Annotated in this window: 10 protein-coding genes; 7 read left to right on the top strand and 3 right to left on the bottom strand. The window is 32.3% G+C overall.

The window, feature by feature from the left end:
• Positions 1-2: 2 nt before the first annotated feature.
• From ACRHNM_RS08345 to ACRHNM_RS08335, 3 genes are all read left to right on the top strand, one after another.
• Positions 3-389, top strand: a complete 387-nt coding sequence (locus tag ACRHNM_RS08345) for an acyl-CoA thioesterase (RefSeq protein ID WP_431135533.1) — start codon at positions 3-5, stop codon at positions 387-389.
• 97 nt (positions 390-486) lie between these two features.
• A complete protein-coding gene (locus ACRHNM_RS08340) occupies positions 487-1,230 on the top strand; it encodes a hypothetical protein (RefSeq protein WP_431135532.1) in 744 nt (247 codons plus the stop codon).
• A 112-nt stretch (positions 1,231-1,342) separates the two neighbouring features.
• Positions 1,343-2,899 carry a right-handed parallel beta-helix repeat-containing protein gene (locus ACRHNM_RS08335; RefSeq protein WP_431135530.1) on the top strand — a complete coding sequence of 519 codons (1,557 nt, stop codon included), beginning with the start codon at positions 1,343-1,345 and terminating at the stop codon, positions 2,897-2,899.
• A gap of 194 nt (positions 2,900-3,093) precedes the next feature.
• Here ACRHNM_RS08335 and glyA read toward each other — a convergent pair whose 3' ends face one another.
• The gene (glyA, locus tag ACRHNM_RS08330) at positions 3,094-4,368 is read right to left on the bottom strand and encodes a serine hydroxymethyltransferase (RefSeq protein ID WP_431135528.1); all 1,275 of its coding nucleotides are present in this window, start codon (positions 4,366-4,368) and stop codon (positions 3,094-3,096) included.
• A gap of 200 nt (positions 4,369-4,568) precedes the next feature.
• On the opposite strand from glyA, the gene fahA reads away from it, so the two are divergent.
• From fahA to ACRHNM_RS08310, 4 genes are all read left to right on the top strand, one after another.
• Positions 4,569-5,861 (top strand): fumarylacetoacetase, encoded by a 1,293-nt coding sequence (gene fahA, locus ACRHNM_RS08325; RefSeq protein WP_431135657.1) that lies wholly within the window; start codon positions 4,569-4,571, stop codon positions 5,859-5,861.
• Between the two features lie 114 nt (positions 5,862-5,975).
• Positions 5,976-7,160, top strand: a complete 1,185-nt coding sequence (locus ACRHNM_RS08320; RefSeq protein WP_431135526.1) for a hypothetical protein — start codon at positions 5,976-5,978, stop codon at positions 7,158-7,160.
• A gap of 168 nt (positions 7,161-7,328) precedes the next feature.
• Positions 7,329-8,507, top strand: coding sequence for a CHASE2 domain-containing protein (locus ACRHNM_RS08315; RefSeq protein ID WP_431135524.1), 1,179 nt, complete (start codon positions 7,329-7,331; stop codon positions 8,505-8,507).
• Positions 8,486-9,298 carry a hypothetical protein gene (locus tag ACRHNM_RS08310; RefSeq protein WP_431135522.1) on the top strand — a complete coding sequence of 271 codons (813 nt, stop codon included), beginning with the start codon at positions 8,486-8,488 and terminating at the stop codon, positions 9,296-9,298. The genes ACRHNM_RS08315 and ACRHNM_RS08310 overlap by 22 nt, the downstream gene beginning before the upstream one ends.
• On the opposite strand, the gene ACRHNM_RS08305 is transcribed toward ACRHNM_RS08310, so the two are convergent.
• Positions 9,299-10,180 (bottom strand): T9SS type A sorting domain-containing protein, encoded by an 882-nt coding sequence (locus tag ACRHNM_RS08305; protein WP_431135520.1) that lies wholly within the window; start codon positions 10,178-10,180, stop codon positions 9,299-9,301.
• 36 nt (positions 10,181-10,216) lie between these two features.
• Positions 10,217-14,212, bottom strand: a complete 3,996-nt coding sequence (locus tag ACRHNM_RS08300) for a hypothetical protein (RefSeq protein WP_431135518.1) — start codon at positions 14,210-14,212, stop codon at positions 10,217-10,219.
• Positions 14,213-14,233: the final 21 nt, after the last annotated feature.

Here is a 14,233-nt window from a genome sequence, read left to right as displayed (position 1 = left end):
ATATGCTAATATTTGAAAAGAACATCACTGTTTCAACAGAAGATTTAGATGCTCGTAAACATGTTAACAATGTTAGGTATGTGCAGTGGGTTCAGGATATAGCTGAAGACAACTGGATTGCGAATACTTCAGTACATTTAAGACATATGTATTATTGGATTATGCTGAGTCATCATATTCAATACAAAGCCGAAGCACTTTTAGGAGACGACTTAGTATTAAAGACATTTGTTACCAAAGCTGAGGGTTTAAGATCTACTCGAATCGTTGAAATCTATAATAAAAAGACCAGTAAACTTTTAACAACTTCCGAAACCATTTGGTGTTTAATGTCACACGACACCAACAAACCTACTCGTATTCCTCAAGAAATCATTGATTTATTCTAAAAATTTTTATTAAAATCAGTGTTAAAATATCATAATCTTGTATTTGTTGTCGCTCTAATTTTATTAATTTGAAAGACAAACCAATTAATTTCTATTCTTGAAAAGATTTGTTCTTCTCATTTTAACGCTTTTGCCAATTCACATTGTAGCTCAAACTATTAATGGCAAGGTTTACGATGCCGAAACCACTGTAAAAGGTGCTTTAGTTGTTAATATCACTCAAAATATCATGACTTATACTAATGATGATGGCGACTTTAAAATTGGAGCTAAATTAAAAGACACATTATATGTGAGTTCCCTTTTTCATACCAAAACATTTATAGAAATCAAAGACCGTGATTTTAATCACATCGTCATCATAGAAGTAAAAAAAGCAATCAACGAACTTGATGCTGTGCTTTTAAGAGATGAACGCGAAAAGGCATTTGATTCCATTAAATTAGAATCACAAATTAACAACCAAATCAAAGAAGACATAAAACGGCATCCTTATAAATACGGAGTTCAACCCAAAGGCAATATAGATTTTATCGCTATTGCTCAAATGATTGGTCGGCTTTTTAAAAGTAAAAAACCTAAAGAAAAACCAGTAATTCCTATTACTTACAAGGAATTTCAATCCCTTTTTGAAAAGGATCAATTTTTCAATAATACATTACTTACATTCGATTTAAACATTCCAAAAGCATACCAAGCTCTGTTTTTTGATTATTGTGATGCTCAGGAAATTGATTCCAAACTACTATCTAAAAACAAGCAAGTAAATTTACTTGAAGAACTCGTAATCTGCAGTCAGGAATTTCAAAAGATTATAGCTGAATCAAAAAAAGCCAATTAAATTATACGAATTGCACTAAATTTTAGTTTTTATACTACAAATTGACTTCAAAAGTTATATTTTTATGCGCATAAGGTTTCTAACTTATACGCAGTAGATATTAAAAATAGTTATGAAAAGATTATTATCCTTCCTGTTTACGATTTCAATACTCATATTTTGGAGTTCTTGTCGAAAAGACTTCGATTTTGCTCCAAGCACTGGAAACCTTTCATTTTCAAAAGACACCATATATCTTGATACAATTTTCGCAGATATTGGTTCAAGCACTTATAATCTCAAGGTTTACAATAGAAGTAATGATGATATCTCTATACCAACAGTTCGATTATCGCAAGGCGAAAGTTCTAACTACAGACTAAATGTGGATGGAATGGCTGGTAAAGTTTTTGAAAATGTAGAAATTTTAGCAAAAGACAGTCTCTTTATTTTTATAGAAACCACATACAATACCAACGAAAATCCTTTGTCTGAATTACAATTTTTAGATACAGATGCCATAGAATTCGATTCTGGTAATAACCTTCAGAAAGTAGAACTTGTAACTCTAATTAAGGACGCTGTTTTTATTTTCCCAAACAGAGACAATACAACGAATGTTATTGAAACATTGACATTTGATGTTGATGGCGACGGAATTCAGGACGAGACCACTCTACAAGGTCGCTTTTTAGAAGATGACGAACTCACGTTTACCAACGAAAAACCCTATGTGATTTATGGATTTGCAGCAGTAGATGAAGGTGATATACTTACCATTGAAGCTGGAGCACGTGTCCATTTTCATGCCAATTCTGGTTTACTGATAACCAATAACGCATCATTAAAAGTGAATGGTACCTTAAGTGATGATCAAGAACTATTAGAAAACGAAGTGATTTTTGAAGGTGATCGTTTAGAACCTCTTTTTGAGGATATTCCCGGACAATGGTCTACCATTTATTTGTTTAATGGAAGTGTAAATAATGAAATTAATTACGCAACCATCAAAAACGGAACCATTGGTATTTTATCTGAAGGCAATCAAAATGCAGCCAATGATAAATTAACAATAACCAATTCAAAAATTTACAACTCCAGTAATTTTGGAATATTAGCAAGAGCATCTTCCGTTCGTGGAGAAAACTTAGTGATTAATAACTCAGGCCAGTCTTCTTTTGCTGGTACATTAGGAGGCAAATATAACTTTACGCATTGTACAATTGCGAATTACTGGAATTCAAGTTTCAGACAATTCCCTTCCGTATTACTCAACAATTTTATGATAAATGAAGACAACTCTGTAACCACAAATAACCTTGAAGAGGCTAATTTTAATAATTGTATCATTTATGGAAATGATAATGCCGAAATTGATGTCTCTGGTGAATCCAGCAATGATTTACTGTTTAAGTTTACAGATTGTTTGATTCGTTTTAATGCGAGTAGCAATCCGTTTGATTTTAACGATGGAATACATTTTGAACGTATTACCTTAAACGAAAATCCAGAGTTTAAATTACCTTTTGAAAACGATTTGAGGTTAAATGAAGATTCCGCAGCAAGAGGTATTGGTAATTCAATATTTTCCAGCCTAGTTGATAAAGACATTTTAGGCATAACAAGGCCTACCACTCCAGAATTTGCATCAGACTTAGGAGCCTATCAATTTGTGACTTCTGAGGATTAAAAATACTAATGTTATTCCGAAGCATTGAGGAATCTTATGTTACTTTTTTATATTTCAAATAAGATTTCCCCTAACGTCTAAACGACAATAGATTAAAATAAAAACCCTTTCATTCCGAAGTTCTGGAAGAAAGGGTTTCGTATGTATCAAATAGAATCAACTGCCAAACTAATTCAGCATAGCTTTCAATTAAATTATTTAGAAAATAATGGCTTGTCACTCATCATTGTATTCACTTGCTCTGCAATACGCTCAAGTTTCTCCTCATTGTCATAATGTTTTATGACATCATCAATAAAGGCAACAATCGTTTCCATATCATTTTCTTTTAAGCCTCTGGTTGTCACAGCTGCAGTTCCAACGCGAATACCAGAAGTTACAAACGGACTCTTATCATCAAAAGGCACCATGTTTTTATTCACTGTAATATCAGCTTTTCCGAGTGCTTCTTCAGCAGCTTTACCTGTAATGTCTTTATTACGTAAATCGATAAGCATCATATGATTATCTGTGCCTCCAGAAATGATATGATAACCTCTACTTACAAAAGCATTTGCCATTGCCGCAGCATTTTTCTTTACTTGTAACATGTAATGCATAAACTCATCAGAAAGGGCTTCACCAAAAGCAATGGCTTTAGCCGCAATAATGTGTTCTAATGGTCCTCCCTGATTTCCAGGAAATACAGCAGAATCAAGAAGTGAAGACATTTTTTTAAGATTGCCATTTTTTAGTTTTAAACCAAACGGATTGTCAAAATCTTGTCCCATCATTATCAATCCACCACGTGGTCCTCGTAAGGTCTTATGCGTGGTTGTGGTTACGATATGACAATGTGGTAAAGGATCATTTAAAATACCTTTAGCTATTAAACCTGAAGGATGAGAAATATCAGCAAGCAATAAAGCATTAACGCTATCTGCAATCTCACGAAAACGTTTAAAATCAATATCACGTGAATACGCAGAAGCTCCTGCAATGATCATTTGCGGTTGTTCACGAGTTGCCATGTCTTGAATTTTATCATAATTCAAAACTCCAGTATTCTCTTCCACTCCATAAAAAACCGGATTGTATAATTTACCCGAAAAATTCACCGGAGAACCATGAGTCAAATGTCCTCCATGTGACAAGTCAAATCCTAAAATCTTATCACCAGGTTTTAGACAAGCTGCATAAACCGCTGTATTAGCCTGACTTCCAGAATGTGGTTGAACATTTGCCCAAACGGCTCCAAATAACGTTTTCACTCTATCAATTGCAATTTGTTCAACTTCATCAACAACTTCACAACCTCCATAATAACGTTTACCTGGATAGCCTTCCGCATATTTGTTGGTTAAAACAGAACCTGCAGCTTCCATAACCTGGTCGCTTACAAAATTTTCTGAAGCTATAAGCTCCAAACCGTTTATTTGTCGTTGTTTTTCAGCATCTATAAGTTCAAAAATTTGTTGATCGCGTTGCATAAGTATTGTCTTAATTAAAATTTCTCAAAAATAAGAAATCATCTTCTGAAAAGGTTTTAAAAAAGCTAGTTTAACGCAATGTTTTATGAGCAGGTTATTAACATTAGATTTTAATCTATTTTTTATGGATTTATGCAATTAAAACAAAAAAAAATATGTACGTTTGAATAGAAAACAATATTAAAACAATACTAATGATTATGCCTTTATCTGCAAATAATCCTGATCGTAGCACATGGTTACATGTTGGAAAAAACTCTGACTTCCCAATTCAAAATATCCCTTTCGGTGTCTTTTTAACTCGTGATGACATCATTACAATTGGTACTCGAATTGGAGATACAGCTATTGACCTTGGTGCCTTACATCAATTAGGTTATTTTGAAGGAATTCCTTTAACGGATGATATTTTTCTTCAGGATACACTAAATGACTTTATAGCTGATGGAAGAAAAACCTGGCGTTTGGTACGTAATCGTATTGCTGAAATATTTGACAGTAATAATACAACTCTGAAAAACAATACAAAACATAAAGAAATTGTTCTGTTCAGATTAGACGAAATCGAAATGCAATTACCGGTTCAAATAGGTGATTATACCGATTTCTATTCGAGTATTGAACATGCTACAAATGTTGGTACTATGTTTAGAGATCCTGATAATGCTTTATTGCCTAATTGGCTTCACATTCCTGTAGGTTATCATGGAAGAAGTAGCTCAATCATTCCATCAGGAATCCCTATACACAGACCTCAAGGACAAACGATTCCTGCAGATAGTGATCAACCCGTTTTTGGACCTTCAAAACTGGTAGATTTTGAATTAGAAATGGCATTTATTACGACAGATGCTAACGATTTGGGAGAGCCTATTCCTATTGAAGAAGCTGAAGAGTATATCTTTGGCTTGGTACTATTTAACGACTGGTCTGCAAGAGATATTCAAAAGTGGGAATATGTACCACTAGGTCCATTCTTAGCAAAAAACTTTGCATCTAGCATGTCGCCTTGGATTGTGACTTTAGACGCATTAGAGCCTTTTAGAGTTGAAAGTCCGAAACCTTTAAAGCCTCAACTTCCTTATTTACAATTCAAAGGAAAGAAAAGTTTCGATATTAATCTTGAAGTCGCTATTAAACCTAAAGGCGCTAAAGAAACTACTGTAAGCAAATCAAATTTTAAGTACATGTACTGGAACATGGCGCAGCAACTTGCGCATCACACAGTAAATGGCTGTCCTGTAAACTCTGGCGATATGATGGGAAGTGGTACGATTTCCGGACCAACACCTGACTCTTATGGTTCAATGCTAGAATTAACCTGGAGAGGTGAAAAGCCAATCAAAATGAAAGATGGTACTGAACGTAAATTCATAAATGATTATGATAAAGTAATCATGCGTGGTTACTGCGAAAAGGATGATACCAGAATTGGTTTTGGTGAAGTATCTACACAATTATTACCGATATATAATCCAAAGAAAAAGAAGTAGCCACAATACTCTTACGTAAATATAACCCGAAGTTAAATTTAAAATTTGCTTCGGGTTTTTTATTTGGCATCATATTTGGATTCTATATAGAAACAATCTTTAAAATCCAGAATTATGAAGCAATTACTACTCACAACAGTACTTCTTCTGGTACTAACATCATGTAGCGGAAGGAAACAAATTGAAAAAGCAATTAGTCATGGTAATTATGACCAAGCCATCAATGATGCGTTACGAAAACTCGAAAACAATAAAGATAAAAAACGTAAGCAAGATTATATTGTAATGCTTGAAGATGCCTATTACAAAGTTTTAGAAGAAGATTTACAAGACCTAAAACACCTTAAAAAGGATGGAAATCCAGAGCAGTACAGAACCATTTATGACATCTATTTAGATTTAGAAGCAAGACAAAACGCAATAAAACGAGTATTACCTTTAAAAATTAATGGCAAAACTTTAAATTTAAAATTCAATGATTATACATCAGAAATTGTAAACTACAGATATAAAGCATCTGATTACTTAATAGATGAAGGCATCTCTCTTTTAGATTCTGAAGACAAATACAATGCCAGAGAAGCCTATAAAATCTTCAGCTATATTGAACGCATCAATCCAAACTTTGAAGACACAAGAAATCTGATGCTTGAAGCTCATCACAAAGGAACAGATTATGTTATGGTCTCAATTGAAAATCAAACCTATCAAATTATTCCTCAGCAACTGGAAGCAGATTTGTTAAACTTCAATGCGTATGGTTTGAATAAATTCTGGACACAGTATCATATTGATGCTGCTCATGATATTACTTATGATTATGCTATGCAGTTACAATTGAAACAAATTAACATTTCTCCTGAGCAAGTGAACACCAGACAAGAATTGAAACAAAAAAACATTGTTGATGGCTGGGAATTTAAGACAGATAGAGCAGGAAATTTAGTTACTGATAGCTTAGGCAACAACATAAAAATTGATAAAATCATTAATGCTAAAGCACGTTATTTTGAAACGCATCAGTTTAAATCTACTCATGTATTAGCAAATCTTGTTTATACAGATTTAAGAAAAAATCAAATACTAGATGTCTTTCCTGTTGACAGTGAATTTGTTTTCGAACACGTTTATGCAACATTTAGAGGTGATGAAAGAGCTTTAAACCATAGAGAGTTTGAATTAACGAGAATCAGACCTCTTTATTTTCCAACTGACACTCAAATGGTTTACGATACTGGTGAAGATTTGAAATTAAGATTAAAAAACATCATTAATTCGTATAGTATGAGAAGAAGTTGATATAAACTGACAAAACTCCATAGCCAAATAGTTTATGGAGTTTTTTTTATATATAACTGTAACATTTTCAATCATCTATACACCTATAATAAGACCATCTTACCTACCCTATTTTAGTTATTGTGCTTTAAAATATTAATATGTATATTTAAATAACACAACCAACCCATGAAAAAAAAGACTAAGCTATTAATAAGAGATGCGTTTTTATCTACTATTCTTACCAGCATTCTATTATTAGTTCTGTCTATTGCTTTTTTCAACATTCGTTTTTTTAACCCGCTTCATAAAGCATTTTCTGACTTTAGTTTTTTGGATGTGTTTTACTCTGAAAAATTCAACAATAGAGATAAAATTAATAGTGAAATCATATTAGTTAATATAGAAAATCACGATAGAGAAGTAATCGCTAATCTTTTAAGTGCAATTTTAAAAGAAGACCCTAAAGTGGTTGGATTTGATATTATTTTAGAAGCACATTCAGACAAAACAAAAACAGATACGTTATTGTCCCAATTGCTTCAAAACAAAAAAGTTGTGACATCCTTTGAAGCATATCATGACAGTTTAATTTTTAGTGACCCTTTTTTTAAAACGAAACATAAACCTGGATTTGTAGACTTCAATTTTAAAACTAATACAGCTGTTATACGAGAGTTTATTGGAAAAAAAGTGATTAATGATACAAAACAATCTTCATTTGCGACCTTGATAGCTAAAAAATATTTAAGCAAAAAACGATGGAAGAAATACAATTACGATGAAAAATTAAACACTTTACAAACCATTAAATATTCTGGAGATTATACTGCTTTTCCTCATTTGATTCTAGATGATTTTTTTCTAAATGACAACAAACCTATTCTCAAAGATAAAATTGTTATTATGGGTTATATTGGTTCTCCAACAGGAAATAAATATGACATTCAAGATAAATTTTTTACACCACTAAATCCTACGATTGCAGGTAAAAGTGATGCTGATATGTATGGTATGGTTATTCATGGGAACATAACCAACATGCTCATTAAAAACGATTTAATGCACAGAATATCATTGTTTTGGTTGTGTATTATCACTTTTATATGTATGTATTTTTCTACTATTTTGTATATGAAATGGAATAAAAAGTACAAAATAAGTTATCGAACCAGAAAGCAGGTATATCAACTCATTTTTGCAATTGTACTCTTTGCTTTAGCCATTTGGTTATTTAAAAATGATATTATTCTTAGTCCGTTTCCCATCATTATAGGAATTATACTTTCTGGAAGTTATTTTAAATATTACAAGCATTTAACACGATATATAAATACTAAACGAAAATGGAAAACTTACTTAAAGTAAATAAAAGTTATGTTTTGTTAGTTGTATTATGCCTAACATTTCAATTTAGCTTTGCAGAAAAAAACAAATTATTTGTTTACAAATATGAAGGATCACCCAAAATAGAAGTCAATGACTCACTGAAAATTGTAAAGAAAGGAACTGTATTAGACAAACACACAAAACTAATTATGCAAAGAGAAGACCTTGTGTATATTGTAAATGAAAATGGTGATGTCTTTGAATTGTTCCAAACAGGAACCTTTAGTTATAAAGAATTGTTAGCAATAAAACCCATAACTACAAAATCATCTTTTGCAAAAACTTATTTTTCATATGTATGGAAAGAATTTACAAATACCGATGTACTACGACGAGATAAAAGTGGCGTGGTTTATAGAGGTGATGATATTATTTTGATGCGTTATCCTGCTGATAGTACTAAAATTTACAACAACGAAATTCGATTTGAATGGGATCGTATTCCAAATAAGGAAAAAGATTATTATTTCCTGTTAAGGCATAAAGACACCAAGACCATAACAACCATAGGAACTCCTGTTAATACCATTTCTTTAATGGTTGATGGCACATTATTACAACAAGGTAATGATTACGAGTGGGCTATCACCGAAACTAAATTTCCAAACATTAACAAAGTTCCTTTTTATTCATTTCATATACTAAGTAACGATGAATTCAAAGATGTTAAAGCGAACATATCTCTAATTAGTGCTGACTTAAAAAATATGGGTTTTACAAATTCAGAAGTTCAAACAGCCATTTGTGAGGATTTTAAGCTTTGTTTTTAATTATTCTTTAACGACTTTAAAAGTATTGATTCCACTGATACCTAAAAGTTTTAAAACATAAACACCTGCTTCAATTTTATTCATATCTATTGAATTGAAATTGTCTTTTAATTCTAAAATAAGTTGTCCGGATAAAGCATATAACTTAAGCGATATTGCGTCTTTTAAGTCTCCTTCAATATTAAGGATATTTTTAACTGGATTAGGATATAACTTAATTGTAGATTGCGATTCTATTTCAGAACTTGAGAACCGAGCACCACTGCTATCAAAGGTATCGTTAATTAATTCCAAACCTACCTGTTCAGCGCAAAATACATCATCGGACAGGTTTTTACATACAGCTATAAATTGATCATCATAAACATCTCCATCCTCGAACCTAAGCATTGGATCTTCATTTACATTACTATATTTAAATTTGAGATGACAAAGTTTCGTTGGTATTGCCGAAACGTTATCATCAAAAAAAGCACTGGCATTCATTTTTTGAAAAAAAGACCAGGATACTCGTGACATTTTATTGTCGTTGATGGTAAAATTTCCATACAATTCTGAATTCACTTCATCCATAAACTGACCAGCGATGTAGCCTTCATTACTCGGGTTTGTAACTTCAAAGTTTGAATTATTAAAAACATGTGTTCCAAAAGCAGATGGATTATAATTAAAATACAACTGTCCTGATCCCAATTTAAAACTTCCTGTTGTATGTATTGTTTGAATAAAAACATCAACCTCAAAATAATCAAAGGTGCCATCATTGGTGTTCTGAGGATTTCCAAACGTAAAATGGATGTCCTGAGCACTTATTGAAAGCACACTAAACAGAGTAACTGTCATTACAATGTTTCTAAATAGAGTGTTATAAATAATTTTCATAGTTTAATGTTTATCATAAATTAATTCTCATAAAAATCAATTTTGTCTGCGCTGTGCAAATAGATTTCTATTCATAAATTGTACGCCTTTTCCAATATTAGGAGTGAGAATGCTATTGATATCGTTGTTTTGTACTTCTCCATTTAAATTTAAATCTGCATTGTTGTAGCCACTTAAACCAATTAAAGGAATGACAATGCTTCTATCTGTATTTTGAACTTGACCGTCTCCATTAAAATCACCTGCATAAAGACCATATTTACCATCACTAAAGTTAGCGATCGCATTATTTGTACCTTGAACTAAAAGACTAGAGGTTGTGAAATCAATGCTTATAGTAGTTCCATTAAATGTGTATGAATTAAATGATAGCACACCTAAATGATTTCTATGACTTAACATTATGTAATAATCGTCTGTAGGTATATCAATATTTACAAGCGAAACACCATCAACATCAACGATACTTCCGTCTGCTCTGAGTAATGCTGACCTTGATTTAATAACTGTTGTTTGATTATTACTATCTCTTATTTCCAGCCAGATCCAATCGATTATTGCCTGACTACCAGTAACATTAAAAACGGATGCATCACAACTTATAGCATCAACATATGGGCTTGTAGTTGGCAAGACTCCTGTAGTTCTCATATCATCTCTCATGAGTCCTGTATTTGAATCATAAGCGCCTTCTAAAAAGATATTGAGATCTAATAGATTGCTGCTGCAAGATGCTTCAGTAACTGTTATTGAAACTGCGTTAGTTGGGCATTGCGGAAAAGCAGACGTAGGGTTAAAGGTATAGGTTCCTGAACCAGAATAAACTGAGGGTGTCCAATACTGATTTAAATCAATAGGATCCTGAGGTAATAAAACATCTGGGTCTGGAGTAATAACCAGTAAATCTGTTAAATCTTGAATAGATGAAATTTCACCACTTTCTAGACATACTGTGATATCTTCTAATTCTTCAACATTAAAAGCAACAGTTTTATCATCAATAGTGATGAGTGCTTCATCGTAAATAAAAATTGAATCGAATTCCCCTTGATCTGGTCTAAAATAAGGAATATCTTTCTCTATTGTTGCTTTATATAAATAACTAAACGAGCCAGCTCCTGTGTCAGGAAAATCAACAATTGTATTATTAAAACTAGATTCAAATGGGCCTTGATTAGTTTGAAAATTATTCACTTGTGATAAAGAGTAAGAAATGTCAAAAGCAACAATATTGGCTGTAGGTTCTACATCTGTAATTATAGTATTTAAATCTAACGTATCTTCACAAGCTGTTCCTCCCAACCCATAAAAATCTTCTGAAAAATGCTTTATTCCTTCTATAACAAAACTAGCTGCAGTACTGTCTGAATTACCAAATTCATCAGTAGCTGTAAAAATTGTATCGTAAAATAAATCTGTACCATTTTGGTTAGGTTCTTCAATAATATGATAAGTATAAGTCCATGTAATGTTTCCACAATCTGGAAAAACACTTGCATCACCATGATTATTAAACCATGCTTCTACCTGTGCTTGATTACCGAACCCATCATACTGAACAAAATTATCGTCTGCTTGAACATCGATGGTAACCTGTGATTCGACATAATCTGAAAAACCATCTTTAAACCAATCCACAGCATCTTGAGCATTAAGAACATTATCCACATAAATACAGTTTAGATTTAAATTATTTCGCAAATCCAAATATGTTAATATTTCATTTGCTCCATTATTTAAATAAACTAATCTTAAATTTCCATTATCACCAAGCCATGTTTGTAAATTTGGATTATGAGTTAAGTCAATATATTCAATATTTGTATTAAACGTAACCAAAGTATTTAAAGCACTAAGATTCGAAAGGTTTAATTCTGATAAGGGGTTACTACTTAAGGCTAAAAACGTGATAAAATCATTATTTTGAATGTTTAATTCTGTAAGGTTATTATTTCCTAGTAACAACTCTGTTAAACTTAAATTGTTAGACACATCAATAGATGTAAATGCATTACTTTGACTAAACACTTGTAATGTCTCTAAATTCACATTTTGATTTACTACAATACTTGATAAATTAGGCGCAATAATTACATCTATATTTGATAACAAAATATTTCCAGAAAAATCAATAGAATCGAGATTTTGAGATTGATTATTATACAAGTAAAAACTAGTTAAATTAGAAAAGTATTGAAGTCCTTCAAAACTTGCAATATCATAGTTTGATATATTCAATGCTGTTACATCACAAATATCTGAAATTGCTATTTCACCATCTGGTGTAAGGTTGCTATCGATACCATCATCTATAAGATAACGTTCAAACTCATAGTCTGGAATTAAGATTGTCTGATTTAATACGTCTAAGTAAATGGTTATTATTGCTGTATCTTGCTGTCCGCAAGAGTTAAATATGGTATAATCAAACGTATAAGAAAACTGACCAGGTCCAGTATTGGGAAGAATGACTTCATCTTCATTTAGAACGGTTAAACCATCTAAACTTTCCCAAGTTACATTATGTGTTGGTATCAAATTGGGTGAAACAAATTGATTGAGATGTAACGTTGAATAATCGTAGCAATAGAGGTCAACTGTTTTATTTTCTCCAGCATCCGGAAAAGGGTCTATAGTTACGTTAACCGTAAGATCGTAAGAATAAATAACACAGTCTTCTGTTACATCATAATCAAAATTATAAGCGACTTCTCCTGCTCCAGTATCAGGAAAATCTACATCATCATTTTCAGAAATTGGAATATCCTGATCAGGTTCTTCTGTTGAAGGTCTGAATGTCCATGTACCACCTGTTTCAGGAATTCCGTCAGGCAAATAATCATTTAAATTTACCGTTTCAAAAATATAACATGGCTCCTCTTCTATTCCTTCACTGGCATCAATAGATTGAATTGAATACACAAAAACTACTGCTGAGCTCTCTGAGCATACACCTACTGCTGCATGTGAATACCTAAAGGTAATTGGATCTGTTGAAACCTGAGTCCAAGTACCACCTGTATCTGGAGACCCATTGAGTGCGTTAAACAAATCTGTATTGGTGAATGGAGAACAAGTAATAAGTTCTCCATCATTTCCAGCATCCAGTTGTTTATCAATTGATATTGAAATATCTGAAGTATCCACACAACCACCATTAGTCACTGTATACCTAAAAGTGTAATTACCCGAACTTACAGCAGCCATATCCACTTGACTATTATTAATAATGGTCACTTCATTAAAACTTTGCCAAGTTCCGGTTGTAGAAGCATCAAAGCTTAAATAATTATTTAAATCAACAACATCAGAATTATAATAACATGCAGAAAAATTTTGATCATCACCAGCATTACAATCACCATCATATATTTTTATTAAATCAAAACCGATACCTTCATCATTAATACTGTAATCTGAAGCAAACGCTAAACGAAATATAACATTAGATTGTCCTATTAAATTTGGTAATCCGTGAGCAACAATTCTCCAGCCTCCTGATCCCGTAAAGTTTTCTTCATGTCCACTCCAACCATCTCCTTGACCTCCAGGGTTTGCACTAATAAACTGATTTGTAAACCAATTAAAGTCTCCATAACTACCAACATTTTCCCATGAGGAACCTGAGTTTACGGAAGATTGTAGTACGACACCATCAAAAAGTTCTTCACAATTCCACCAAATGGCAAATTGAATCTCTGGAATTGATAGCGTTGAAAAATCAAATACCGGACTTTGTATCCATCCATCTTCATCAATTGAATAATTACCAGTTAAATTTGTAACCCACGCATTAAATCCTGAAGCTGGATAATTTATGAGTGAGGCAGAAGGAGTTCCCCATTGCCATGAAGTTGTTCCTTGTGCAAACCAGCCAGCTGGTCCGCTTTCAAAATCTTCAGTATATGGAAATGAGGTTATTTGAGCTTGTGTATTTGAGCTTAAAAAAAATAAGAAAGCTATAAGCACACATTTTAGTAACTTATTCAGGCTTATGGTCACAGACTCACAATCCGTAGCACGATTTTTCATAATTGGTTAGTTTAAACCATA

Origin of the sequence: Psychroserpens mesophilus (assembly GCF_050617655.1) — a bacterium.
GTDB lineage: Bacteria > Bacteroidota > Bacteroidia > Flavobacteriales > Flavobacteriaceae > Psychroserpens > Psychroserpens mesophilus_A.
Note: the sequence above shows the minus strand (reverse complement) of the source record. Positions and strands in the feature narration are given on the sequence as shown.

Coding starts and splice junctions, on each gene's coding strand:
- ACRHNM_RS08345 (WP_431135533.1), top strand. CDS start 3: ATGCTAATATTTGAAAAGAACATCACTGTTTCAACAGAAGATTTAGAT.
- ACRHNM_RS08335 (WP_431135530.1), top strand. CDS start 1,343: ATGAAAAGATTATTATCCTTCCTGTTTACGATTTCAATACTCATATTT.
- glyA (WP_431135528.1), bottom strand. CDS start 4,368: ATGCAACGCGATCAACAAATTTTTGAACTTATAGATGCTGAAAAACAA.
- fahA (WP_431135657.1), top strand. CDS start 4,569: ATGCCTTTATCTGCAAATAATCCTGATCGTAGCACATGGTTACATGTT.
- ACRHNM_RS08320 (WP_431135526.1), top strand. CDS start 5,976: ATGAAGCAATTACTACTCACAACAGTACTTCTTCTGGTACTAACATCA.
- ACRHNM_RS08315 (WP_431135524.1), top strand. CDS start 7,329: ATGAAAAAAAAGACTAAGCTATTAATAAGAGATGCGTTTTTATCTACT.
- ACRHNM_RS08310 (WP_431135522.1), top strand. CDS start 8,486: ATGGAAAACTTACTTAAAGTAAATAAAAGTTATGTTTTGTTAGTTGTA.
- ACRHNM_RS08305 (WP_431135520.1), bottom strand. CDS start 10,180: ATGAAAATTATTTATAACACTCTATTTAGAAACATTGTAATGACAGTT.
- ACRHNM_RS08300 (WP_431135518.1), bottom strand. CDS start 14,212: ATGAAAAATCGTGCTACGGATTGTGAGTCTGTGACCATAAGCCTGAAT.